The organism is Marinobacter sp., assembly GCF_040904845.1.
In the GTDB taxonomy this organism is placed as follows: Bacteria; Pseudomonadota; Gammaproteobacteria; order Pseudomonadales; family Oleiphilaceae; genus Marinobacter.
In genome coordinates this window covers 13882-39400 of record NZ_JBBDSR010000068.1, presented here as the reverse complement: position 1 = coordinate 39400, position 25519 = coordinate 13882, and the positions used below count along the sequence as shown (strand labels likewise).

24 protein-coding genes are annotated in these 25519 nt (G+C 58.3%); 11 read left to right on the top strand and 13 right to left on the bottom strand.

The window, feature by feature from the left end:
- Genes WD429_RS08765 through WD429_RS08755 form a run of 3 tightly spaced genes read right to left on the bottom strand, consistent with a single transcriptional unit; the run spans window position 1 to window position 2992 of the window.
- Entirely contained in the window at window positions 1-672 is a 672-nt protein-coding gene (locus WD429_RS08765; RefSeq protein ID WP_368421796.1) for a lactate utilization protein C, read from the bottom strand.
- Window positions 669-2129, bottom strand: a complete 1461-nt coding sequence (locus WD429_RS08760; protein WP_368421795.1) for a LutB/LldF family L-lactate oxidation iron-sulfur protein — start codon at window positions 2127-2129, stop codon at window positions 669-671. Before WD429_RS08760 ends, WD429_RS08765 begins: the two co-directional genes overlap by 4 nt.
- Complete coding sequence (locus WD429_RS08755) at window positions 2126-2992, bottom strand: (Fe-S)-binding protein (RefSeq protein WP_368421794.1); 867 nt, start codon at window positions 2990-2992, stop codon at window positions 2126-2128. The genes WD429_RS08760 and WD429_RS08755 overlap by 4 nt, the downstream gene beginning before the upstream one ends.
- Window positions 2993-3191: 199 nt before the next feature.
- Here WD429_RS08755 and WD429_RS08750 point away from each other — a divergent pair, with 199 nt between their 5' ends.
- Genes WD429_RS08750 through WD429_RS08740 form a run of 3 tightly spaced genes read left to right on the top strand, consistent with a single transcriptional unit; the run spans window position 3192 to window position 5356 of the window.
- Entirely contained in the window at window positions 3192-3821 is a 630-nt protein-coding gene (locus tag WD429_RS08750; protein ID WP_368421793.1) for a metallophosphatase domain-containing protein, read from the top strand.
- 30 nt (window positions 3822-3851) lie between these two features.
- Window positions 3852-4835 (top strand): LLM class flavin-dependent oxidoreductase, encoded by a 984-nt coding sequence (locus WD429_RS08745; protein ID WP_368421792.1) that lies wholly within the window; start codon window positions 3852-3854, stop codon window positions 4833-4835.
- The gene (locus WD429_RS08740; protein WP_368421791.1) at window positions 4832-5356 is read left to right on the top strand and encodes a YqiA/YcfP family alpha/beta fold hydrolase; all 525 of its coding nucleotides are present in this window, start codon (window positions 4832-4834) and stop codon (window positions 5354-5356) included. Before WD429_RS08745 ends, WD429_RS08740 begins: the two co-directional genes overlap by 4 nt.
- Here the strand turns inward: WD429_RS08740 and WD429_RS08735 are convergent.
- Window positions 5340-5810 (bottom strand): META domain-containing protein, encoded by a 471-nt coding sequence (locus WD429_RS08735; RefSeq protein ID WP_368421790.1) that lies wholly within the window; start codon window positions 5808-5810, stop codon window positions 5340-5342. The genes WD429_RS08740 and WD429_RS08735 overlap by 17 nt on opposite strands.
- Before the next feature lie 204 nt (window positions 5811-6014).
- Here WD429_RS08735 and dctP point away from each other — a divergent pair, with 204 nt between their 5' ends.
- The 4 genes from dctP to WD429_RS08715 all read left to right on the top strand — a co-directional run bounded on the left by dctP (window position 6015) and on the right by WD429_RS08715 (window position 9548).
- The gene (gene dctP, locus WD429_RS08730; protein ID WP_368421789.1) at window positions 6015-7043 is read left to right on the top strand and encodes a TRAP transporter substrate-binding protein DctP; all 1029 of its coding nucleotides are present in this window, start codon (window positions 6015-6017) and stop codon (window positions 7041-7043) included.
- A gap of 102 nt (window positions 7044-7145) precedes the next feature.
- Window positions 7146-7739: a TRAP transporter small permease gene (locus WD429_RS08725; protein WP_368421788.1), complete on the top strand. Its 594-nt coding sequence runs from the start codon at window positions 7146-7148 to the stop codon at window positions 7737-7739.
- Window positions 7740-7778: 39 nt separating this feature from the next.
- Window positions 7779-9065, top strand: coding sequence for a TRAP transporter large permease (locus tag WD429_RS08720; RefSeq protein WP_368421787.1), 1287 nt, complete (start codon window positions 7779-7781; stop codon window positions 9063-9065).
- A 39-nt stretch (window positions 9066-9104) separates the two neighbouring features.
- Window positions 9105-9548, top strand: coding sequence for a universal stress protein (locus WD429_RS08715; protein ID WP_368421786.1), 444 nt, complete (start codon window positions 9105-9107; stop codon window positions 9546-9548).
- 7 nt (window positions 9549-9555) lie between these two features.
- Here WD429_RS08715 and WD429_RS08710 read toward each other — a convergent pair whose 3' ends face one another.
- The 8 genes from WD429_RS08710 to WD429_RS08675 all read right to left on the bottom strand — a co-directional run bounded on the left by WD429_RS08710 (window position 9556) and on the right by WD429_RS08675 (window position 21242).
- On the bottom strand, window positions 9556-11859 hold the full coding sequence (locus WD429_RS08710; protein WP_368421785.1) for a diguanylate cyclase: 2304 nt from the start codon (window positions 11857-11859) through the stop codon (window positions 9556-9558).
- Window positions 11860-11953: 94 nt separating this feature from the next.
- The gene (locus WD429_RS08705) at window positions 11954-13024 is read right to left on the bottom strand and encodes a TRAP transporter substrate-binding protein (protein ID WP_368421867.1); all 1071 of its coding nucleotides are present in this window, start codon (window positions 13022-13024) and stop codon (window positions 11954-11956) included.
- A gap of 123 nt (window positions 13025-13147) precedes the next feature.
- Complete coding sequence (locus WD429_RS08700; RefSeq protein WP_368421784.1) at window positions 13148-15637, bottom strand: penicillin acylase family protein; 2490 nt, start codon at window positions 15635-15637, stop codon at window positions 13148-13150.
- Window positions 15638-15732: 95 nt separating this feature from the next.
- A complete protein-coding gene (locus WD429_RS08695) occupies window positions 15733-17409 on the bottom strand; it encodes a methyl-accepting chemotaxis protein (RefSeq protein WP_368421783.1) in 1677 nt (558 codons plus the stop codon).
- 222 nt (window positions 17410-17631) lie between these two features.
- A complete protein-coding gene (gene rarD / locus WD429_RS08690) occupies window positions 17632-18528 on the bottom strand; it encodes an EamA family transporter RarD (RefSeq protein WP_368421782.1) in 897 nt (298 codons plus the stop codon).
- Between the two features lie 175 nt (window positions 18529-18703).
- Entirely contained in the window at window positions 18704-19891 is a 1188-nt protein-coding gene (locus WD429_RS08685) for a hypothetical protein (protein ID WP_368421781.1), read from the bottom strand.
- A 158-nt stretch (window positions 19892-20049) separates the two neighbouring features.
- A complete protein-coding gene (locus WD429_RS08680; protein WP_368421780.1) occupies window positions 20050-20727 on the bottom strand; it encodes a hypothetical protein in 678 nt (225 codons plus the stop codon).
- A gap of 89 nt (window positions 20728-20816) precedes the next feature.
- Window positions 20817-21242 carry a hotdog fold thioesterase gene (locus WD429_RS08675; RefSeq protein WP_368421779.1) on the bottom strand — a complete coding sequence of 142 codons (426 nt, stop codon included), beginning with the start codon at window positions 21240-21242 and terminating at the stop codon, window positions 20817-20819.
- Window positions 21243-21480: 238 nt separating this feature from the next.
- On the opposite strand from WD429_RS08675, the gene WD429_RS08670 reads away from it, so the two are divergent.
- From WD429_RS08670 to WD429_RS08655, 4 genes are all read left to right on the top strand, one after another.
- A complete protein-coding gene (locus tag WD429_RS08670) occupies window positions 21481-22581 on the top strand; it encodes a hypothetical protein (RefSeq protein WP_368421778.1) in 1101 nt (366 codons plus the stop codon).
- Entirely contained in the window at window positions 22571-23494 is a 924-nt protein-coding gene (locus WD429_RS08665; protein WP_368421866.1) for a metal ABC transporter solute-binding protein, Zn/Mn family, read from the top strand. The genes WD429_RS08670 and WD429_RS08665 overlap by 11 nt, the downstream gene beginning before the upstream one ends.
- The gene (locus WD429_RS08660) at window positions 23487-24233 is read left to right on the top strand and encodes an ABC transporter (RefSeq protein ID WP_368421777.1); all 747 of its coding nucleotides are present in this window, start codon (window positions 23487-23489) and stop codon (window positions 24231-24233) included. Before WD429_RS08665 ends, WD429_RS08660 begins: the two co-directional genes overlap by 8 nt.
- 90 nt (window positions 24234-24323) lie before the next feature.
- Window positions 24324-25007 (top strand): type 1 glutamine amidotransferase domain-containing protein, encoded by a 684-nt coding sequence (locus WD429_RS08655; protein ID WP_368421776.1) that lies wholly within the window; start codon window positions 24324-24326, stop codon window positions 25005-25007.
- Window positions 25008-25025: 18 nt separating this feature from the next.
- Here the strand turns inward: WD429_RS08655 and WD429_RS08650 are convergent, their stop codons facing one another.
- A complete protein-coding gene (locus tag WD429_RS08650) occupies window positions 25026-25478 on the bottom strand; it encodes an acyl-CoA thioesterase (protein ID WP_368421775.1) in 453 nt (150 codons plus the stop codon).
- Between the last annotated feature and the right edge of the window lie 41 nt (window positions 25479-25519).

The window sequence follows — 25519 nt, the reverse complement described above, 5'->3', positions numbered from 1 at the left end:
TCAGGCGTCTTCCAGCACCAGCACAATCAGTTCCTTCGGCCCATGGGCACCATAAGCCAGAATCTGTTCAATGTCGGCGGTCTTGGATGGGCCAGACACCAGCAGTGCGTTGGTGGGCATGCCCGCAGCCCAGTTGTGTGCGGTGATCAGATCGTAGAAATTGTCATGGATCTCGCTGGCCCTCAACAAAGCGATATGCACCGGCGGCACCAGGCTCATCAGCCGGGGTTCGTGGCGGTCCGGCCAGAGCACCAGTGAGCCGGTGGCGGCGATAGCGCCAACGGTGCCGGTCAGGCTCGCTGGCACGTCGTTGAACAACTCGGCTTTCCACTGTTCGATGGGGCGGTCATAGGCTCGCAGCTGCGGGGTGTCGGCGCGATCTTGCCAGGCCTGATTCAGCATCTGCCCGTGAGGCGTGGCGGGAGCGTACAGCAAGCTGGCAATATCGCGCTGGGCCAGCAACTGCGCCACAACGTCAGGCCAGTCGGCCTCCGCTATTTCATGCACGTCGGTATGAACCGCTTCCATCAGGGTGCGTAACTGGGCCACCCGCTCCTGTGGCGGATAACGCCAAGGGCCGGTCACCAGGGCTTCGTCAAACTCATCCGGGCGCGGAACGGTGCCTTCCAGACTGGTTCTGAGCTTGTTGAGAATGTTGCTACGGGCGCTCATGACTTCCGGCCTCCGGTAGATGATTTGCGCAGATGGTCCCTGGCGAGATCGTGGAGGGAGCGGGCGGCGGGCACCGGGGCACTGTGATTTTCAGTCCACGGCCCCACCCGTTTCGGCGCGAGGGCACGGAAGCGTGTGGCGGCCCACAGGAACAGTTTGTAGAACGCCGGGCGTGTGTTCAGCATGACCCAGCCCCGCCACATGGCGTGTTCCTTACGGGAATATTTGCTGCCCGCTCCTTTGACCGCTTTCGGCTCGTGGTCCGGCGACTGAACATTCTCCTGCCGCAACCGTTGCAGCAAGTCGGGAATGGGAATCTTGACCGGGCACACTTCCCCGCAGGCCCCGCACAGGGACGATGCACTGGGGTGATCCGGCACCTTGTCCAATCCCACCATATGAGGGGTGATGATTTTCCCGATCGGCCCCGGATACACCTCGCCATAGGTGTGACCACCCACCCGGGTATACACCGGGCAATGGTTCATGCAGGCACCGCAGCGGATGCAGTTCAAAGTCTCGCGCATCTGGGCATCGGCGAATGCGCCGGTGCGACCGTTGTCCAGCAGTACCAGGTGCACTTCCTCCGGGCCGTCCAGCTCATCGGGTTTGCGCGGGCCGGAGATCATATTGACGTAAGTGGTGATGGGCTGGCCGAGTGCCGAGCGGGTCAACAGGGACAGCAACGGCACCACATCCCGCAGGTTCGACACCACTTTCTCAATGCCCGTCACGGCAATGTGTACCGGGGGCGACGTGGTGCTCATGCGGCCATTGCCCTCGTTTTCCACCAACAGCAGCGTGCCCGTTTCGGCGATGGCAAAGTTGACGCCAGACACCCCCACGTCAGCGTCCAGAAACTTACGGCGCAGAATACGGCGGCCGGTCTGGATCAATTCGTCCACATCGTCTGACACTTGCTCTCCCAGCTTGTCACTGAACAACTGGGATACCTGCTGCGCGTTCTTGTGAATCGCGGGCATGATGATGTGAGACGGCTTTTCACCGTCGAGCTGAACGATGTACTCGCCCATGTCGGATTCCAGGCATTCGATATCCCGGTCAGCGAGGTAGTCGTTCATCTCCATCTCTTCGCTGACCATGGACTTGCCCTTCACCACCTGGCGACCATTGCGGGCATCGATAATGCCGTGCACGATCTCGTTCGCCTGCTCGGTGGTTTCCGCCCAGTGCACTTTCACGCCATTGGCGGTGAGTTTGGTTTCCAGTTCTTCAAGCAAATCCGGCAGGTTTGACAGTGATCGCGCGCGAATGCGGTTACCCAACTCCCGCAGACCTTCCCGCTCCGCCTCATCGGTGAACGCGTCTGCACGTTTGCGCATCAGCGAGTCCATGGCGGTGCGGAAGTTCTTTCGCAGCCGCGAATCCGCCAGCGCCTCATGAGCGCGGCCTTTAAAATCAGTGGCCAGTTCGGTGACCGGAATGCGTCGATTCATGAGTTACCTCCACCCGCTTGTGGTCCACGACGCTTCTGTTCACCCACTTGTGGTCCACAACGCTCCCACAGGAAACTGGCCAGATGGCGGCCACGAAAGGGCTGTTGCTGCTTTTCCAGAGCGCCGTTGATGTTCATCAGGCAGCCACCGTCAGCACTGATGGCTTCGACCGCCCCTGATTGCCGCAGCGCGGTGGTCTTGTCCAGCACCATCGCACCGGAAATATCCGGCATGCGCACAGAAAACGTGCCGCCAAAGCCGCAACATTCGCTTTCATGGTCGTGGTCGATCCGCTCTACCTGGTCAAGCTGGGCCAGCAACTCCCGCGCATGCAGATGGGTGTTCATTTCCCGGCGGGCCGTGCAGGAGGTGTGCAGAGCAATTTTATGCGGCTCCCCACCGTCAACGAGCTGCACCTTGCAAACCTTGAGCAGAAACTCGGTGAGCTCGAACGTGCGCTCGGCCAGATCGTCGACCCGCTTAAGGTTGTGCGGTTCGCCGGCAAACAGTTCCCGGTAGTGGTGGCGGAACATACCGGCACAGGAACCCGAGGGCACCACCACCGGACGACCGTCGTCCAGGAGATCAAGCTGCGCCAGCGCCACCGCTCTGGCCTCGTCACGGTAACCGGAGGTCCAGGCTGGCTGGCCACAACAACTCTGCTGTTGCGGGAAATGCACACCAATGCCCTGCTGTTCCAGCAGGCGAATGGCGTCCAGGCCGGCTTCGGGGAAAAACAGATCCACCACGCAGGTGCCAAACAGCGACACCTCCGCCGGCTTGTCGGGATAGTGCCGCTCCGTTTCCCGGGCTGGGGCTACCCGGGTAGCGTTCGGGGCTGCATCGTAGAACTGCGCGGTCATTGGCTGGCGTCCTCCGGAACGGATGAAGTCTTCGACACCTACCAATTTACACAATCAGCCCGTTAAAGAAACCTTTCCCGGAGGACACGCTGAACCGTGGCTTACAGAAGGGCCTCACAACAGATCAACCGGCAATGCTAAGGTAGGAACAGGGAAAGTCCCCTTACCACAACCTATACCATGACACGGATACCGCAACATGAGGCTGGTCTGCATTTCCGACACCCACAGCATGCACCGTCAGATCCAGGTGCCCGAAGGCGACATCCTGATCCACGCCGGTGACTGCCTTGGCGTGGGTACGCTCGAAGAGCTGGAAGATCTCGATAGCTGGTTTGCCGAGCAACCCCACCGCCACAAAATTCTCATCGCCGGCAATCACGACTGGTGCTTTCAGGATGAACCCCAGGACGCACGTGCCCTGGTTCAGAATGCCCACTACCTGCAGGACAGCAGCTTTGAGCTGGAAGGCCTGACCTTCTGGGGCAGCCCATGGACACCGGTGTTCTTTAACTGGGCGTTTAACCTTGAGCGCGGCGAGCGAATGGCCGAGCGATGGGCACAAATTGCGGCAGGCACCGATGTGCTGATCACCCACGGACCACCGGCTGGCATTCTCGATGCGGTCCCCACCGCCACTGGCTTCCTCAACGTTGGCTGTGAAGATCTCACAAGGGCGGTTGAAACTCTCGCTCCCAAGCTCCATATCTTTGGGCACATCCATGAGGGTTATGGCCAGCAACAGATTGGCCAGTGCCGGTATATCAATGCAAGCACCTGTACCGGCTGCTTCCAACCCCTGAATCCACCCATCGTGATCGATCTTTAACCCGACCGTCCGATGCAGCCGGAGTACCACATGCCATCACGCCCGCCTTTCTCGCTATTGGAGCTGGCTTCCGTTCGCGAAGGAGATTCCGTCGGTGCCACGCTCGCCAATAGCGTGGCCTACGCCCAACACGCTGAGGAACTGGGTTTCAAACGGTTCTGGCTAGCGGAACATCACAACATGGAAGGCATCAGCAGTTCCGCCACCTCCGTGCTGATCGGCCATATTGCCGGCCAAACCAACACCCTGCGTGTCGGCTCCGGGGGCGTGATGCTGCCAAACCACCCGCCGCTGGTGATTGCCGAGCAATTCGGCACGCTGGCAAGCCTGTACCCGGGCCGGATTGATCTGGGGCTGGGTCGCGCGCCCGGTACCGACCCCATCACCAGCCGTGCTCTGAGGCGCGACGGCCTGGGCGCGGAGCAGTTTCCGGAGGACGTAGCCCGCCTGCAGACACTGCTGGGGCCGTTGCAGCCCGGGCAACCCGTCAAGGCCATTCCTGGTGCCGGCACCAACGTACCGATCTGGCTTCTGGGGTCCAGCCTTTACAGCGCTCAACTGGCGGCTATGCGTGGTCTGCCCTACGCTTTCGCCGGTCATTTTGCCCCCCGGCTCTACCGTGAAGCGCTGAAGGTGTATCGCGACCATTTCCAGCCATCAGAGCAGCTACAGTCACCCTACGCCATGCTGGCGGTACCCGCGGTTGCCGCGGACACCGACGAAGAGGCTCAGTGGCTGGCCACTACCAGCTACCAACGCATCCTGGCGTTGTTCCGCGGGCAACCGCTGTGGATGAAACCGCCCGTGGATACCATGGACGGCCTGTGGAATGCCGGTGAAGAGGCCAGTGTGCGGGATTTCCTGGGGCTGCAGGTCCTTGGCGGCCCGGAAGTTGTCAGGGATCAACTGGACCGGCTGATAGACACCGTCGACGTGGACGAAATCATGTTCACGGTCGATATTTACGATCCGCAAAAGCGCCGCCGCGCGCTGAACATACTCAGCCAGACATGAGCACAGAAACGACCCACGTGTTTCTTTCCCATGGCCTCGAAAGCGGCCCGGGAAGCACCAAGATCCAGGCCATGAAAGCGGCGGCGGAGGCCTTTCCCGGCGTCACCGCCGTGGCGGTTGATCATCGCAGCACGAAAGACCCGGCCACCCGCCTGGCGCAGATGCACAGCGCCATGGAACAGGCCGGAGCGGTGCCTCAGCGCACTATTCTCGCCGGGTCCAGCATGGGTGGCTGGGTGTGCGCACAAACCAGTGCCGAACGGCCTGTGCTCGGCTGCTTCCTGCTCGCCCCGGCACTGGCGCTGTCCCTCTACCCGCAGTCCAGCCCGATCGTTCAGGCCGAGCACGTTCAGATCATCCACGGCTGGCACGACGACGTGGTTCCGGCCATGCCGGTGCTCTCGCTGGCAGACCAACAGGCTTTACCGATCCTGATGCTGCCCGACGGCCATCGCCTCGAAAACAGCCTGACGCGGGTGGTGGCTGAATTCCGCCAGTTTCTGATCAGGGCTGGTTTATAGCCTCAAATTCGGCGAGTTCATCACCGTCGGCATCGAGCAGTTGCAACCGATACCCGTCCATCTGCACACCGGCGGTGTTTTTCATTGCCTCGAACAGGGCCTGTTCCAGATCACCCTCACCCTGACACGCCCGCCGCGTGCTGCCCATGCGGCTGAACACCAGATTGCGGTGATCGATGACCTCGTATTCACCGCGAAACGCATTGCAGCCACCAAACCCATTGGCCACGCCATCGTCCCGGAGGATCAGGTGGGCTTCGCTGGCAGCGCCGGTTTCCGACACCCGGTCACCCGCCACTTCCTGCAGTTTCCAATAGGTATTGGTCAGCGGCACAGCGGATTCCAGCCCGCCCTCCTCCGGTAACGGCTGGGATACACAGCCGGTGAGTATCGCCAGCATCGCCACCCCAATGCCAGCCAGAATTAATCGCCAGCCTCGCCAAAACCTGTCCATGGGTTCATCCTTTTCCGTTTGCACGAGTGTCTCACCGTCACCCCAGGTATCCCCGGGACGCGATCATGAGCCTTCGCTATCATTTTAACCTGTACCTTGCCAGATATGTAAATTAGCCATTTTCTTGCGAAAACTGCTTTGTTTTGCCAGTCTTGAATAATGTAACAACAGTTTGCAGCAAAAAAATCAAACGGAGACAACACGATGAATAGCTTGAGCAAGTTCAGAAAACTGGCCGGTATATCAGCGATGGCCTTCGCAGCAATGACTGCAGCCAACTCCATTTCTGCGGCAGAGTGGCGTTACGCGCACGAAGAATACGAGGGTGATGTCCAGGATGTGTTTGCCTACAAGTTCAAGGAATACGTGGAAGAGAATTCCGAACACAGCGTGAAAGTATACCGCTTTGGTGAGCTCGGCGAATCCGATGACATCATGGAGCAGACCCAGGCGGGGATCCTGAATTTCGTCAACCAGTCTCCCGGCTTCACCGGTTCGCTGATTCCGGAAGCGCAAATTTTCTTCATTCCGTACCTGTTGCCAACGGACATGGACACCGTCGTCAAGTTCTTTAACCAGAGCAAGGCCATCAACGAAGACTTTCCGGAGCTCTACTCCGAGAACGGCCTTGAGCTGCTGAAGATGTACCCGGAAGGGGAGATGGTGGTCACGCTCGACGAGAAAGCCACGTCGCCGGAAGATTTCAACAACAAGAAGATCCGGGTTATGACCAACCCGCTTCTGTCAGAAACCTACGATGCGTTCGGTGCCACACCGACCCCGCTGCCCTGGGGTGAAGTGTATGGCGCACTGCAGACCAACATGATTCAGGGTCAGGAAAACCCGATCTTCTGGATTGAATCCGGTGGTCTGTACGAAGTATCTCCGAACCTGATCTTCACCGGTCACGGCTGGTTCACCACCGCCATGATGGCCAACCAGGACTTCTACAACGGTCTGTCAGATGATGACAAGCAACTGGTTCGGGATGCGTCTGATCACGCCTACGAGGAAATCCTGGAGCACATCGACGGTCTTGCCGACGAAGCACTGGCGAAAATCCAAGAGGGCAGCGATGAAGTCACCGTCACCCGTCTGAACGAAGAACAGATCGAAACCTTCCGCCAGCGTGCGCCACAGGTTGAAGCCAAGTTCATCGAAATGACCGGGGACCGTGGCAAGGAACTGCTCGAACAGTTCAAGGCCGACCTCGAAGCCGTTCAGGGCGAATAAAACGGCAACCGCCGGCGAACTGCCAGGTTCGTCGGCGCGTTATTACCCCGCCCCGCCGGGGACTCAACCCCGCCGGGCGCGACATGTTCTGGAGCACATACCATGTCCGACGCATCCCCGGATCTCGAAGACGATACCGGTACCTACAAATCTGGCCTGCCCGGCATTCTGGGCACTATTGATGAATGGATTGCCAAAACCGAGGCCGTCATGCTGGCCGTTGGCGTCATTCTCATGGCCGTTAACACCTGCGTTAATGTCATCGGCCGCTTTGTGTTTGGCTCGGGGTTGTTTTTTTCCGGTGAAGTTAACCGCATCCTCATCATACTGATCACTTTTGCCGGCATTGGTTACGCCGCTCGGCACGGTCGGCATATCCGCATGTCGGCTTTCTACGATGTGTTGCCAACCATGGGCCGAAAAGTGCTGATGATCATCATTGCGCTGTTTACCTCGGCGGTGATGTTTTTCCTGTGCTATCACTCCTACGGCTACATCGAAACGCTGTATGGTCGCGGCAGGATCCTTCCTGCGCTCAGTCTGCCGATCTGGATTATCTACGTGTGGGTTCCCATCGGTTTTGCAGTTACCGGCATTCAGTACCTGCTGACTGCGGTTAAAAATTTCACCAGCAAAGACGTTTATCTCTCCACGGGTGTGGTGGACGGCTACGCTGATACCGAATCGGAAGTCTGATCTGGCCTTAGGCTGGAACAAGAAAGGAAGGACACGCTCATGACAACGATACTCATGCTGATCATGATCGGGCTACTGCTGCTGGGCTTCCCGATGATGATCCCCCTGACCACTGCGGCCGTGGTCGGGTTCGTAATGATGTTTGATGGCTTCAGCCAGATGGGAACCTTTATCCAGCAGATGATGGGCGGTATCCGACCCGCCTCACTGATTGCTGTGCCCATGTTTATTCTGGCGGCGGACATCATGACCCGCGGCCATTCTGCCGACCGCCTGATTAACATGGTGATGGCGTTTATCGGCCACATCAAAGGCGGCCTGGCAATCAGTACCGCCACCTCCTGCACCCTGTTTGGTGCGGTCTCCGGATCAACCCAGGCCACTGTGGTTGCCGTCGGCTCGCCGTTACGCCCGAAACTGCTGAAAGCCGGCTATTCCGACTCGTTTTCGCTGGCACTGATCATCAACTCCAGTGACATTGCCTTCCTGATTCCGCCAAGCATCGGCATGATTATCTACGGCGTTATTTCCGAGACCTCCATCGCCGAGCTGTTCATCGCCGGCATTGGTCCCGGAATCATGATTCTGTTCATGTTCTCACTCTACTGCCTGGTCTACGCCTACAAGAACAATGTCCCCACCGAAGCGAAAGCAACCTGGGGCGAGCGTGGGCGCTCCATACGGGAAGCCTTATGGCCACTGTTTTTCCCGGTGATCATTGTCGGTGGTATCTACGGCGGCATTTTCAGCCCGACCGAGGCCGCCGCCGTGTGCGTGCTCTATGCATTCCTGCTCGAGTTCGTTATTTTCCGCTCACTCAAGCTGGCCGATATTTACCGCATCGCCAAGTCCACCGGTCTCATTACCGCCGTGGTGTTCATCCTGGTGGCGGTCGGCAATGGCTTCTCCTGGATCATCTCATTTGCGCAGATCCCGCAGGCGATTCTGGAGTCCGTGGGGGTCAATGAAGCCGGCCCGGTCGGTGTGCTGATTGCAATCTGTGTTGCCTTTTTCGTGGCCTGCATGTTCGTTGACCCCATTGTGGTCATACTGGTGCTGACGCCGATCTTTGCCCCCGCCATCCAGGCCACGGGGCTCGACCCGGTACTCGTCGGTGTGCTGATAACGCTGCAGGTGGCCATCGGCTCCGCCACACCGCCATTCGGTTGTGACATCTTCACGGCCATTGCGATCTTCAAGCGGCCATACTGGGAAGTCATCCGGGGAACACCGCCGTTCATCTTCATGTTGGTGGCGGCAGCCGGCCTGCTCATAGCCTTCCCGCAGATCGCCTTGTTCCTTCGCGACCTGGCGTATCCGGGCTGACGGACGAAACGGGACAACACAGCGCTCAGGAGATCACAGATGTTCAAGCGAATTCTGGTGGCAGTTGACGGCTCCAAGGCCTCATTAAAGGCTTTGGATAAGGCAATAGAGCTGCAGAAGCTGATGGTGGGCACGGAGATTGTTATTCTTTGTGTTTACAAGCACCACAGCCTGTTTGAAGCATCGCTCTCCATGGGCCGGCCGGTCGACATCGATATTCCCGACAAAGCCCTCTCCGAGTATGCCAAAGGCGTGGTCAACCACGCCAAAGACCTCGCGAAGGAGCACGGGGCCACCAAAGTTCGAGGGTTTGTGAAGGGGGGCAGACCCTCCAAGGTGATCGTCAAATTCGCCCAGGACAAGGAAGCCGACCTGATCGTCGTAGGTAGCCGCGGCACTCACAGCGATAAAGACGGCATGCTGCTGGGCAGCGTGTCGCACCGGGTAGCCAGCATGGCGAAGTGCCCCACACTGGTCGTCTGAACCGCCTTCAACCCAGCCCGGCGGGTAAGTCTGCCGGGCAGCCTTCGATGCGGTCCCGGCCACCTTCCTTGGCTTTGTACAATGCCCGATCCGCAAGCCCGAGCAGGGTTTCCGTGTCGTCTGTGCATTCAGGCCATGCGGCCACGCCCACTGACAGAGTGATAAACCCAAGGTCCTGATTGCCATGGTGAAGGGGCGTAGCGCGCATGCGCCGGCACAGGTCTTCGGCTTTCTCCCGAGCACCGGAGAGGCTGGCCCCGGGCATGATGACCACAAACTCCTCGCCACCAAAACGACAGACCACGTCACTATCCCGGAACTGCTGCGACAATACCCTTGCCACGGACTGAAGCGCGCTGTCGCCCGCTTCGTGACCATGGTTGTCGTTAAACCGCTTGAAATGATCTATATCCACGATCAGCAGGGCAAGAGGCACTTTACTGCGCTCGGCCACTGCGTTTTCGTGTTCCAGTAACTGATTAAAATAACGTCGATTTTTAAGGCCGGTCAGAGCATCTTCGTAAGAGTATTTCTGGAGGTCTTCTTGCAGGCTGATGCTGGACAGGGTAATCCCAATGCGTTGCAAGCCCTGATCCAGGGCATGAAACAGGCGCGCGGCCCCGTAATCACTGCCCTGGAGCGCAAAATTTTCCGGAATTTCCACCATCAACAGTCCCAAGGTCAGCATGCCCTCGCTGGCTGATTGCACATCAATGTGAAAGCACACAGTGCCTTCGACCCCGGCTTCCTCGTCAGCGGGGTCACTGTCAGGCAAGGCACGATAACGGGACGGAAGCGGGGTTGGCTGGGGGATGTCTCCCGAGGTGTCGAGGGTTGGCGAAAAACCCGGCACCTCTCCGGCATACCCCCAGTAGGCCAGGCGGTCATACGCCCTGCCGTCATCAACGCGTTGATACAGCGCCCCTCGCAGGGGGCTGCACAAATCGGGCATCACCCGGGCAAGATAATTAAGGGCCTGGCTGAGGCTCAGGCAATCCTGGAGGCCGGCAATGATGTCATTGAGGATACGGCTCTTTTCATTTTCGAACGTGAGCAGTCTCACCCGCGCCTGCTCACGCCGCACCAGCGATTCGGCCTTTCGCGTGCGCTCGGTTACCTGCTGTTCGAGGGACAGGTTTAACACATGGAGTGCCTGCTGGTTGTGGGCGTAATGCCACAGCGAAATCAGCACCACGGAGAGCGAGAACAACAACGTGCCCCAGCTCACCGGCACTCTGCCCCAGGGCAAGATGCCATGGGCAACGCCCATATCCACCACCAGCAACGCACAGAAAAACCCATACGTCAGCAAGATAACCCGCTGTTCCATAATCAGGTTACGGAAGCTTCGAATCACCACCAGGATGATGGTCACCAAAGTGATCAGAAACAGCCCATCGAATAGTGGAAAGGTTGAAGACAGGTCAATAGCCCCGATGGCCGCTAACCCTAGTGCCGCTGTCGCATAAAGCAGGTGAAATTTCCAGATCAGATTAATCACCCACGGACGCTGATCCGTGAGCCACTGCTCCAGTAACAGCGCCATCGCCACCGGCAACAGATAATAAGACCCCGCCGACACGTAATCCCAGATCAGTGGTGCGTGCCATAACAACTGGCTCGCCTGACTTTCAGCCAGCAGCATGGTAGCCGACGAGAAAGCAAACAGGGCAATACTGCCAAAGCTCTTTTTCTCGGTTTGCAAAGACGCGAAAATAAGCGCAAGTAACCCGATCAGCGCCGAAAACCCGGCAATAACTAACGCTTCCAGGGAGTTTTTCAGGATATAGAGCACCAGATCCGGCCGATCCATGATCGACACTTCGCCCCAGAGGCCGATATCGGTGTAATTGGAGAACACGCGGAAATACAGCGGCTTACCCTCAAACCCCTGAGGCAGCGCGACTTCGTGCCAAGGCCAGCCTTCAAACCGGCCACGCCCCGCATCGTCAAAGGTGCCGTATTGGTAGATCGGCTCACCTTCAAAGTACACCTGAAAGATCAAGTCCACGCTGAAGATGTACAGCACCGGCTCACGCCACTCTCCGCCTGGCAGCGTGATACGGAACCAGACATGCTCGCGGCCCTGCCGGTTGGGCGGGCCCGAAGGAAAGCCGATGGTGTGCCAGTCGCCATCCGCGGCGTCAGCGAGGGCCCATTCCGGACGGCCGCTTTCGGTGAAAGGAGAATCGCCCCAGCGGTATTCCCAACCTTCAGACAGCGGCAGGGGCGCGGCGGAGGCGCTACCGAACAGAGCAAAAGAGGCGGTTATGACACACAGCCTGATGAATAAAAGAGTTACAGAGCCCATCCTGAACACGACCTTCCGGATTGATCTGCCCTGATTATAGGCCGCGCCGGGTTTTTATCGATACCCGCGCGTGCCCTTCTTCGACATTGCCTGATCAGTCAGTGGCAATACTGTTCAGATACGCCTTGTCAGAAATGTTGGTCCATTTACGAACCTTGCGCAGATAATCACGTTGGGAGGTGATGATTTCCTTCGCCAACGGATCCTTTTCCGCTTCCTGCTCCAGCAGTTTGTTGGTGGCATCCCGCAGGGCATCAATGACTTCCGGCGGGAAGGTTTTGTGGGTCACGTTCGGGTAATCTTCTTTCATGCGGTCCCAGGCTTCGGCACTCATGTGCGTGCTCTGGCTGTACATGTCATAGGCGGCGGTGCGCATGGACACGCGCAGAATTTCCTGCAGGTCTTCCGGCAGGCTGTCCCAGACTTCCTGATTGATCAAAAACTGCACTTCCGCGCCCGGTTCCTGCCAGCCGGAATAGTAGTAATCGGCAATCTGGTGAAAGCCCATCGGCAGATCCAGCGCCGGGCCGACCCATTCCAGGGCGTCGATGGTGCCACGTTCCAGGGCGGTATAGAGCTCACCCGGTGGAATGTTGGTCACCGCCACGCCGATTTCCGACATGACTTCGCCGGCAAAGCCCGGTGTGCGCATTTTCAGACCTTGCAGGTCCTCCAGGGAGTTGATTTCCTCGCGGAACCAACCGCCCATCTGGTTGCCGGTATTGCCACCCGGGAACGATAGCAATCCATGGGGTTGGTAGACCTTTTCCATTAACTCCATGCCACCACCGTAATAGAACCAGGCGTACTGCTCCGGAGCCAGCATGCCGAACGGCACGGTGGTGAAGTACATGGCGTTGGGAATCGTGCCCTTGTAGTAATAGGACGCGGTATGGCCCATGTCATACTGGCCCTGGCGCACCATATCGAAAATCCCGAACGGAGCCTTGTGCTTGTTGGAGGAATCAATACGGAACTTCAGACGCCCGTTGGACATCTTTTCAGCCATGGCGGCCATACTGCGGGGAGTTTCCCCCAGAATGGGCGACCCCGGCCCCCAGGTTTCCGCCAGTCGAATCGTGTAGGTTTTTTCGGCCATCAGCGAAGTGCTCACGAGAGACAGCATCAGCGCAAAAGCCGCAAGGATAGAGTTGCGAATTGTCATTGTTGGCATCGTATTACCTATTACCGGTTATTTTCTGATAATCCCGACAATAGTAGCGTGCCAAATACCGCTTAGCCAATGCCGCGGGCGCTAATCCCCGCGCCCGCGGCCTGGTCACTTCAATCAGTCGCGTTCCAGTTCCACCAAGCGATAACGCACCAATTCCGGATCGGCTTCAATCTCATCCTGTTGATAGGGGAAACGAATCCATTGCTTGCCGGAATAGGCTTCCGTCATATCGCTGAACCAGGGCGATGCCGGGTCGGTCGACTGGGAATAGGTCACAAACCCCTCCGCCACCGGCTGCCCCGCTTCATCCCAGGTGACGGTCTGGATGTAACTGTTGCCGTAGTTCACATCGTACCGGCCATCGCTAAGATCGTTTGGCCGTGAACTGGCAATGGTAAAGGCACCCTCAAACCCTTCTCCGCCAAACAGAGGGATCACGGAATCGTGAATGCCGGACACCTGGAGTTTGCCCATGGCGGATGTCATGGCCATTGGTGAGTCCTGTATGGCTTTGACACCGTCCGCAAAGGCCGCCTGAATCAGCGGGCTGGCCACATTCAGCATCGCCGGCGTATTGACCGGATCCGCGGGATCGAAGGGCGTCAGCCATTTGTCGAGGGACTCCACAGGTAACGGATCCACATTGCGCCAGAACTCTCGCCAGATGTGCCCGCCGACAGAATCGAGATTGTGGGTACCATCCCAGCGCTGCAAAACAGAGCAGGCACCGGATATATCCACAGGCTGGCCATCACTGCCCGGCAGCACGCCGATCGGGCAGTAGGCACTCAGCACATCTTCCCGTGCCAATTGCTCGGACTGAAGCGAGCTGTCGAGCACCATATCCTGCAGGTTGGCGACATCAAACCCGGTGCTGCCGGGGCGACCATCCGAACCGTCCAGGCGCTGAATCACCTGTTCCATGCATTTACGGGTGCGCAGCGTGCGTGGCGTTTCCTCATCACCAATGATGGCGGAAAATCCGGTCAGCGGCTCCGCCGGGTTAGAGACCCAGTGGCTGTCGTTACAGTTATGCACCCAGTCGTCCCGCTGCAATGCCGGAAGATTCGAGGGCCCGAAAATGCCCTTTGCCGGAGCGTCCGCATCCGTGTCCCACTGGCAATCGGCACGGCCGCCGTCCATCAGCGGCAGGCCCGGGGCAAGCAGGTCGAACACCGGTGACAGCGCCGTGGCGCAGGTTTGCGCCTTGGTGTCCGGTACGTTGGGCACCACTGTCAAGTCGCCATAGTAAGCCGGCTTGCCCGGTCCCGTAGCCACGGTATTTACCCAGGGCACGCCAAGTACGCTGCCGTGGAGTTCCACGAACTCCTCGAAACTGTCAGCCTGGTTCCAGCGGAAAAACTGGTTCAGTAAGCGGTCGTTCTCGGCATTGGCATCACGCAGGGTGTACGCTTTGGCATTCGACCAGTTCAGAATTGGCACGCCAGCCGCTTCAAAGATCAGCAGCGGCCCGTAGCGGGAGCGGTAGAGCGTACGGGTTACGTCACTCACCTCGCCATTGTCATCCATCGCCTGCACGGTGATGTCGGTGGCGTCCATATCCACAAACTCGCCTTCATACAGGTACTGGGTCGGGTCGGCAGGGTTCAGGGTCAGTTCGTAGAAACTGAAACGGTACGCCGTGGAAACGGTGTGGCTCCAGGCAAAGTGTTCGTTGAAGCCTATCAGCACCGCAGGCAGGCCATAGAGAGCCGCGCCCATGATCTCGGCCTGGTCCCCGACCTTGAGATGAGCCAGGTAGAGACGTTCGGTTTTTTCCCAGGGAAAATGGGGATTTCCGAATAACATGGACTCACCAGAACGACTGGCTCCGGCCGACAATCCATACATGTTGCTGCCAATGGGAAGTTCGTCCGCAAAGGGGAACGGCAGGTCCCCGTTATCCTCAACACCGGCAGCGGCCAGCGCATCGAGAATCTCGTCGGCGGAAAGCTCTGGCACGTCCATCGCCGGTGGCCGGGCTGTTGCTACCCCGTCCACAAATACCGATGAAGACGCCAGTACCGCAAGGCGAAGATAACGTCGGTACATGTCATCCTCTGCCATCGGCATCAGCCAGGGTTCGCCACGGCAGGCTTCGTGGCGGCCGGGGTGTTCACCGTTGCGCAGCTCCCGCAGGTAGCGATTGAACCCGGCAACGAACCCACGGGAAGCTTCGCCAACCTCCGGATCGCTGCCGGTTTTCAGGGGCTGTATGGCCTCATCCGTTACCGTGGCCCGCCAGAAGAAGTCAGCATTGAGGTTGGTGGTCGTCGCACCGTTGGAAGGAATCCGGTAGGTTCCGCCGGCACCCAGGAACCGGGCACGGAGCCCACGGATGGTCAGGGTGTCTTCAGCCAACAGGCAGAGATTGTCTTCCGCCTGGGCGTAGCCGTAGGCGTAGCCCATGCTCGCGAAGTCATCGGCTTCAATATGGGGGATACCGAAGGCCGTTCGCCTGAGGGTTGCCTTGAAGACCTGTTGATCACCCCCGACGACAGGTGCCGGGGCATTCGAGTTGTCATCACCACCGCTGCTGCTCAGGCAGCCGGAAAGCAGGATTGCCGCCAAAGCAATCCCGCCCAGTTTTATTGTAGGTGTCATGGTCTCATCCGTCCTTGTTATTGTTGGTCACAAAGCTGACGCCCTGTCATCAATAAACGAACGACGGAGAGAAAGGGTTCCCTTTCCGGATCAATCTATACCTTGAACTGCCCCACCAGATCGCGCAGATTCTCACCCAGGCGGGCCAGTTCCTGGCTGGCTTCGTTAGTCTGGGTAACCCCGGTGTCGCTGCGCTGGGCGGCGTCCACGATGCGCACCACATTCTGATTGACCTCTTCGGCCACTTGGCTTTGCTGCTCCGCCGCCGCTGCGATCTGCGTTACCTGATCGTGGATCTGGCCCACGGATGTTTCGATGGTACCCAGCGCGGTGGTGGCGTGATTGATGCGCTCAACGGTGTCCGTGGAGTGATCACGGGAGGCGTTCATCCGATCAACCGCTGACCGCGATTCGGTTACAAAGCCACTGATCATTTCACGAATCTGATCGGCGGATTCCGCACTGCGCTTGGCCAACTGGCGAACTTCATCCGCCACGACCGAGAAGCCACGGCCATGCTCACCGGCGCGGGCGGCCTCAATGGCAGCGTTCAGCGCCAGCAGGTTGGTCTGTTCAGTAACGGCGTGGATAACGTCAAGCACCTGCTGAATGTCATCCGATTTTTCCGCCAGGGTATTAATGCTGCGAGCAGTTTCCTCAATTTCGCCAGACAGTTTATTGACCGCCGCCTGGGCGTTGGTAATCGTCTCGCCACCATCCCGCGCCATGCGATCGGCGTCCGAAGCGGCACTTTCCACCTCATTGGCGTTACCGGAAATCTGCTGAATGGTGGCAGCCATCTCATTGATGGCGGACGCAATCTGATCCGTTTCCGAGCCTTGTTCCTGAACCGAGGCGCGGGTCTCGTTCGCCACCCGGCTGAGTTCTTCCGCAGCAGACGCCACCTGATCGGTGGTGGAGCCCACCTCGCGGATGGTGGTCTGGATCTTGACCACGAACCCATTGAAACGCCGGCCCAGTTCGGCGAGCTCATCGGTGCCTTCATCTGGCAGGCGCTGGCGCAGGTCACCATCACCGTCGGCGATTTCCTGCATGATGTTGCTGACGTTTTTCAGCGGTGTCGTGACCGTGCGGCCAACCAATAGGCCGATAACCAGCGCAATAACCACCACAACCAGCGTTACCAGCAGGATAAAGCCCAATGTAGCGGCCATGTTTTCCTCGATTTCCTGTCGGGCAGCCGCCACCTCTTCCTGAATGTCGGTGATATAGACACCCGCACCAACCATCCAGTCCCAGTCCGGAATGATGGTGGAATAAGACATTTTCGGCTCGTCATTGCCGGAGGCGGGGTTCACCCATTCGTAGCCATAGAATCCGTCCCCCTCACCGGCGTCAAAGAGATCCCCCACCAGCCCTCTCAGGGTTGGGTTGGTGGTCGGGCCTTCTTTGGACGGGTCTGGCGCGTAGGCCAGGTTGTTAACGTCCCGGGTGTAGGCGAACACGTAATTGGTTTGATCGAAACGTATGGATCGCACACGTTTTGCAGCCGCTTCTTTCGCTTCCCGCTCACTGAGCGCCGGGTCGTTCTTGGCCTCCATAACAACCGCCCTGGCGGCATCCACCAGATTTTTGAGGCCGCCCTTTCGTGCTTCCAGCAGGCTGCTTTCAAGGCGCTTGAGCTCTTCCTCGCCATTCGCCTGAATTTGGCTGGCAGTGATCCAGGCAAGGGTTGCCGCTGTAAGCAGAACCGGCACCAATACGGCTACTAGTAAACGCGTTCTTATTTTTAATTGACTCAGAATTTTCATCGTGCCCGGCTCCAACAGAATTATTCTTTTGACGCATTATCTACAGACCGTGCAGACCAGACAGTTCCAGAATGTTAACCAAAGTTTCAGCACACCAGCAGAACAGCCTGACCCGCTCCTGAATGAAGTAAATACAGAAAGCTTTTCAGATAAATAGCGTATCGGCAGTCATGTAACTGACTTGAGGTAAGGGTAGACTAAAGGATCAATATAGACCGCCGGTCAAGGCTTTACGCTGCGATGTCGCCCACACCACGCTGACCAGGAGTAAACCCCCAAAGCCACCCAGATCATCACAAAACTGATCAGCTTCTCGTTGCTTAGCGGTTCGTGAAACACCAATAATGCAATCAGGAACTGAATTGTTGGGTTGATGTACATGAGGAAGCCCACGGTGGCCAGGCGCAGCCTACGAGCCGCGCCAGCAAAAGCCAGTAATGGGATGGCGGTGACGACACCGCTGGAAATTAACAGCCATGTGAGTGCCGGCTCATCGGCAAAATGGGAAGTGCCATTAGCGCTGAGTGTCGCCAATGCCAGCAGGCTGAGGGGTAACAGCAACAGCGTTTCCACGAATAGTCCGGAAAGGCCGTCCAGCTCAACCTGTTTGCGGAGCAAGCCATAAGTACCGAAACTGAAGGCCAGCACCAGGGTTATCCAGGGCACTACGCCCAGCAGGAACAACTGGTACAGGATGGCAACGGTCGCCAACGCCACCGCGACAATCTGCAACCGTGTAATGCTCTCCCGCAACACCAGCATGCCCAACCCCACGTTCACCAATGGCGTAAGAAAGTAGCCAAGGCTGGCCTGCAGAACATGGCGAGTCTCTACCGCGTAGATATACACCCCCCAGTTAACGGCAATGAACACCGCGCAACCGAACACCACCCCCAGTTTTTTCGGGTGAGCCAGTGCCGCTCTGATGGGCTGCCAGCGTTTGAGAAAGCTCACTACCACGGCAAGAAACACGCACGACCAGATCACCCGATGAACCAGCACCTCAAAGGCTGGCACACCCGAAAACAGGGCAAAATACAAAGGGAAACAGCCCCACATGGTGTAGGCGGCGAGGCCATAGAGCACACCCTTGGCGGCTTCAGGATCAGTATTTTTCATAGCTTCCTCATCATCCGGACGTTTCAATTTAGCACAGGATGAATGAGAAGCACGGGCCCAATGACACTTGAAGGGATCTAGCGGATATAGAGAGAGGAGAAGCAAAAAGAGAAGTGGAAAGACCGCCAGGCTTCCAGAGCACAGGCCAGCGCTCGAGAAGCCTGGACGACCGACGTCAGTTCAGCGCGCAGCCATCACCACTGAACGTACCACTTACGCCTTCATCGCTGTTATCCCAGCTGCCAGACAGGCTGCCCGAGTCCAGATCCAGCGTACCGTTAATGCTACCGGCATTACCGCTGAAGGAAGCAGTCAGCGTGCTGCCTGCCACGCTCCCGGAGATGTCATACAGCTCATCCTCGGAGACGCTATAAGCCACACCGGTAACATCGTTGGAGCCATTCACGTCAAAGGCGAACAGGCCGCCATCACCACCGGAGAAGCTGCCCGTAAACCGGAACTTCGCATCAGCATCACCGCCGACCCGGCGACCGGAAAAACTGCCGCTGTCTGCCGTAGAAGGGTTCTCCCAGCTCCCCGATAGCGCGTTCACCGAATCGAATGCACCTCTGAAGCTGGCTCCACTGCTGGCACTGCCACTGACAAACGCTCCCTCGGTATCCAGGGCGACCGATTGCGTGGCATCCAGCGAGAAGAAATCTTCACTTATCTCGCTCATTGCCACCCCTGTGGCATCGCCCGTCCGGGCACTCACCAACAGCCCAAACGGTCCCGCGTCGGAGCCTCTGTAGCTACCCCTATACGCACCCGCCCTGACACAACGCTGGGTTTGTTCAATATGATCCCGGGCCTGCCCTGCGGTTGGTAAGGTGGCACCGGTAATCTCGGCTTCCACATCGTCCTCAATCGCTGCCACATCGGCCTCGAAGGCGGCACTGTCAGAAAAGTCAGAAATGGCCCAGTCAGCCGCAGCATCTCTCAGTGCCGCCGGGATACGGATGCCATCAGCGGTGTCCTGGTTGGCGTCGAGGTATTGCAACAGCCGGGCCCGGTTAATCACCGCGTTCTGATCCGTGGCACCGTCGTCAATTAACTGCACCAGGGTAATGATTTCATCCCCACTCACGGTACCCAGCTCCACATTGCCAAGGGAGAAGGTGATGGCGTCGCCACTGACGTACTCAAACGAACCATCGGCAGCAGTCGTTCTGGACTCGCCATCAATGGTGTAGGTGAGGCCCTGCACGTTACTGTCTTTGAATTGCCCGCTTTGGGTGCTTGTGTCGCCACCGCTGGGGGAGGAACTCGAGCCTCCGCCGCCACAGCCAGCGATCACCAGGCTGACCGCTGCCGCCAGCGCCAGTTTTCCGGTTACAAATCCCGCGTTGTTTTTGTGATTCATACATCCACTCCGTCAGTTTTACATCCGCAGCCGGCCTTTCAATCGGGGTCGGCCAAAGCATCAGACGGAGCATCTCACTGGCCGGTGGCGACTACATCCCCTATTTAGGGTATTCGCGCAGACCCCAGTCTGGGTCATGAGTCCACACCACCCCAGGCTTAACCGGCCCATAACCGAATTCGAAATCGGCTCTTACGCCACAAAATGGCCAACCAGAGCGCATGCGCGTTGATTAAAAGCGCCAGAATCCATTCAAAGGCATCGTCCTTACGGCTGTAAAACTCAGGTGCCACGCCGTTAAGAATTACCGATAGAATCCCCACGCCGAGGGTCAACTGACACAGATTCAGCAGCCGGTTACCGGTGGATTTCCAGAGCGGGTGGCTACGTAGCCCAGCACTGACAAGGAGCTCACAAATATAGGTCAGCGAGAAATACAGCACCACCCCGATGCGCCGGATCAGGTTAAAGCCCTCTCCGGCATGCCCCAGCGCCAGAGTGTAAGCGCCCAGTGCCACGCAGGCGATCAACCCGAGCCAAGGCACGCAGGCAACACCCCGTGAGTGAACGCCCAATTGTTGAAGCCAGCGGCTGTTGAACCACCAGAACAGCACCCCTAAAACCGCCGCAGGGAGCATCGTGCCTTTGAAAATGAAATAGGAAAAGCCATAACGACCGGTGCGGCTGATGCTGGTGCAGCTGTCCCAATAGGGGATACAGAACGGAATATGCCCTTCCAGCACAGACACCAGAAAGGTGGCATGAATGGTCAATAACGGCACCAGTCCGGCGGCAAGCGCCAGGTACCAGAGCGAAACACTGCGGTGGTCAGCCATGGCAACGCTCCCAAGTACGAGCAATGGTCCCGTTTTACCACACGCCCGAAGCCGGAGATACTCCTGGGCTGACCGCAATCGTCCGGGTTTTACGGGCGCTTGGTGACTGCCATGGTGAGGCGCGAAATGCAGGTGATTTTGCCGTCCTCGTTTTCCAGACGAATCTCCCACACCTGGGTCGCGCTGCCAATGTGCATGGCTTTGGCGGTGCCATAGACCCAACCCTTCATGGCCGGCCGGATGTGGTTGGCGTTAATATCCAGCCCCACGGCTACCGTGTTCGGGTCTTTCAGGCAGCAGTTGGCCGCCATGCTCCCCAGGGTTTCGGCCAGCAGAACCGAGGCACCGCCGTGCAGGATGCCAAAAGGCTGGACGGTTCGCTCATCCACCGGCATACGCCCTTTCACGAAGTCTTCTCCCACCTCCAGGTATTCAATGCCCAAGTGGTGCACCGCCGTGTTCTGGCTGGCTTTCATCATCTGCTCAAGATTGGGTGTTTGGGTCCAGATTGCCATTTTTCCGTACTCTCCAGTCAATTCCAGTCATTTCCTAAGCCGAAAGGCTAACCATTCACTTCTCCGGATTTTATACAGATAGGAAGCGAACCACCATTGCCATTTGGTCTATCCGCGTGGACCAATGAGAGAGCGCAATAACGGGACTTCTGAAAACCACTTCACAATTTATACGTTATAACATAACATTTAAGGCGGAGATAATAGAAACGTTATAACGTCACAAAGGAGAATATCTGTGCACCACCGTTATCTAGCTCTATGGTCAGCGGTCATACTTCCCTTGCCAACCCTCGCCAACGAACTGAACCCGGATCTCAGCGTGGTTCTGGATGGCTATTACAAACAGAACGCCACCGCGCTGTCGCACCGTGAGGAAGGCTTCGGGCTCGGCCATACCGAGCTGTCGCTTTCTTCACCCATCGACGACCTGTTTGAAGGCAGGTTGACCGCAGTGGTGGAAGATCACGAAGGCGAAACCGAACTGGAACTGGAGGAAGCTTTCCTGCAGACCACCGGCCTGCCCTACAACGTCAGCGTTCGCGGGGGCCGGTTTCTTTCCCAAGTCGGTTACCTGAACAGCCGTCACCTGCATGAGGACGACTTTGTCGAGCGGCCTGCCGCCTACCGCGCGCTGCTTGGCAGCCACTATTTTGACGATGGGCTGCGCGTGAACCTGCTGTTGCCCACGCCATTCTACTGGCAGGTGGGTGCTGAGGCCTTTGACGGTAACCGGCTGTCGGAGGGCGAAGAGGACATCGGCGTGTATACCGTCAATACCCGGTTCGGTGGTGATCTCTCCCGATCACAAAGCTGGCAGGCAGGCCTGTCTTACCTGAACAATCGCCAGATTCATGGCAGCCATGAGGAAGAGCCTGGCCATGATGACGAGCACGGCGGCCATTCCCACGGTGCCGAATACACGGGTGAGAATCTCTACATGGCAGACCTGGTGTGGAAATGGGCACCGGGCGGCAATAACCGCCAGCAGCAACTGACGCTCAGTGGCGAGTATCTTTACGTGGATGACCTGGACGAACATGCGACATCCGATGACGTGCACGAAGGCTGGTACGCCTCAGCGGTTTATCAGTTTGCGCCCCAGTGGTCTGCCGGTGTTCGATACGGCGAGGTAGATCTGAAAGAAGCCCACGGCGATCACTTCCACGACCAGGAACTGAAAGAGACCGATGTGATGCTGGCCTGGTCCCACTCGCACTTTTCCACCGTACGCCTGCAATACACCCACCAGGAAGCGCACGGGTTTGATGAGGCTGACAACACCGTCATGCTGCAATACGTCATGAGCTTTGGAGCGCACGGTGCCCATGGTTTCTAAGCGTTTCGTTCTGACACTGACACTTGGGCTGACATCACTGCCGGCCCAGGCGTCCCTATCCATTTTCGCCTGTGAACCGGAGTGGGCAAGCCTGACGGAAGTTCTGATGCCAGACGCCGACATCACGGTAGCCACCTCCGCGTTCCAGGACCCGCATTACATTGAAGCCCGGCCAAGCCTGATCGCCGCCATGCGCACGGCCGACCTCGCGGTATGCACCGGTGCTTCCCTGGAATCGGGTTGGTTGCCGTCACTGATTCGCCAGGCATCCAACCGCGACATTCAGGAGGGCAAACCGGGGCTGTTCTATGCCGCCGAGCAGGTGCCACTTTACCAGCCCCATGACCACGTGGACCGGAGTATGGGTGACGTTCACCCAGAAGGTAATCCGCACGTCCACCTTGATCCGGATGCCCTGCCAAAGATCGCCACAGCGCTGGCCGACAGGCTCGCGACGATTGCGCCTGATCAGGCAGTCGACGTGCGCAGGCGGCTGCTGCAATGGCAGGTTCGCTGGAACCTGAGCAAAGGCGAATGGCGCGAAAAGGCCCGGGATCTGGAAGGCATGACTGTGGGTGTTCAGCACAGCAACTTCGACTACCTGCTGCGCTGGCTTGGCGTCGACGTGGCCTTTGATCTCGAGCCAAAACCGGGCCTGCCACCCAGTGCATCCCATCTGAACACTGTGCTGCAGGACCCGGCTCTCGCCACTGCCTCCGGTATCATCGTTGCACAGTATCAGGACAGCCGCCCGGCAGACTGGCTCGCCCAACGAACCGGCCTGCCGGTTCGGGTTTTGCCAGGCACAGTCACGGAGGACGGCCCGGTCATCAGCCTGGAACACCTGCTGTCCTATCTGGTGGAGGAACTGCACCAGCTCGCCAACGCCACGGCCGCGGTGCGTGATGACTGACTGGTTCTGGTTGCTGCTGCCCATCGCAGCGAGTCTGTTGATGGCAACATCGCTGGTACCCCTGGGCCAACGGGTGCTGGAGCGAAACGTGGTTTTTGCGGACCTGGCCATTGCCCAATGGGCCGCACTGGGTGCCATTGCCGGCGGGCAACTGCTGCCGAACGCCTGGTCACGGTTCGAGCCGGCGGCCGCCCTCGGCTTTGCGATGGTTGCCGTGGTTCTGGTGCAGGGCGCGATTCGTATTGCACCGGATCGCCGGGAAGCAATGATCGGCCTGTTGTACGTGCTCGGTGCCTGCGCTGCAACGCTGCTGGTCAGTCGCGACCCTCACGGAGCCCAGCGCCTGAACGATGCCTTCAACGGCGACCTGCTTTGGGTGACTGGCTCCAGCCTGATTCCTCTGGCCCTCGTCGCCGGGCTGGTTTGGGCCTGGCACGTTCGGCTCGCAGGGCTCATGCAGGAGCGGCTCTTTCTCCCACTGTTTGCGCTCGCCGTCACGGTTTGCGTCAACCAGGCCGGCATCTACGTCGTCTTTGCCTCCCTGATTGCCACGCCGCTGCTGATTGGTTGCATGCGGGGGCGCTCCACGGCAGCCACGGTGCTGACCTGCTTCGCAGGACACACGACCGGACTGCTGCTATCAGCGGGTTACGACCTGCCTGCGGGGCCAACTATTGTAGTGTCGGTTATCGCCGGCGGCCTCGTTGCCATGTTGTTACTTCGAGCACCCGACGGTTGAATTTGACGGCACGGGCCACAAGGTCTTACACCAGGGCAGTTAACGAAAGTACGAAGTCCCATTCATCCATCACGCACAAGGACAGATTCTATGAAAGTTCTGATGGTTCTGACTTCTCACGACCAAATGGGTGACTCCGGTCATAAAACCGGTTTCTGGCTGGAAGAGTTCACCGCTCCTTACTATGTCTTTAAAAACGCCGGCGCGGAGTTAACCCTGGCGACGCCCAAGGGTGGCCAGCCGCCGATAGACCCTAACAGCGAAACCGAAGACGCACTGACGGAAACCACCCGGCGCTTCCAGCAGGACGCCCACGCCAAGGAAGCCCTCGCCAGCACCAAAAAACTGGCGGATGTGGACATGAACCAGTTCGATGCCGTTTTCTATCCTGGCGGCCACGGCCCGCTCTGGGATCTGGTCAACGACGAGAAAAGCATCGCGCTGATCAAAGCCGCTTACGAGCAGGACAAAGTCATCGGTGCGGTATGCCACGCCCCGGCAGTGTTCAAGAATGTGGAAGTAAAACCGGGGCAGAACATTGTCGGCGGCCGCGAAGTCACCGGTTTCAGCAACAGCGAAGAAGAGGCTGTAGGGCTGAGCGGTATCGTGCCCTTCCTGCTGGAAGACATGCTGAAGGAAAACACCGCCACCTACTCCAAAGGTGACGACTGGGCTCCCCACATTGTGGTCGACGGCAAGCTGATCACCGGCCAGAACCCGGCGTCGTCAGAAGGTGCCGCCAAGGCAGTGGTTCAGGCGCTTCAGGACGGCTGAACCAAAGCCTGAAGGACCCTATTCCCCGGCGTGGCTAATCATCACGCCGGGGGCTCCCACCTCTAGCTTTTCCCGGATCGATGCCGGGACGGGTGTCTTCGCCATTTCAGAGGGCTGGATCAGCACGTAGGTAATATCCGCCTCTGCCACGAGCTGCTCATCCCCATAGCGAACAAACTCCAGATGCAGGGTGAATGAGGTGTTGCCGAGCCTCCCCGCCTTGATCCGCGCTTCCAGAACCTCATCAAACCGCGCCGGTGCCCGGTAGTTCACCGTCAGGCTCACCACCTGAATGTCGAGATCCTGGTCCAGCAGGTTCTGGTAATCCCCGAACAGGGTGCGGATGTATTCGTTGACGGAGATGTCCACGTAGTCCGCGTAGCGCGCGTTGAACACCACGCTCTGGGCGTCACACTCGCCGTAGCGGACGCGGAAACGGAAGCGGAAGGGCTGGTTGGTCGATTCAGTCATGGCCACTCAATCTGCAAAATGGGTAAGCCATCAGCCTAACC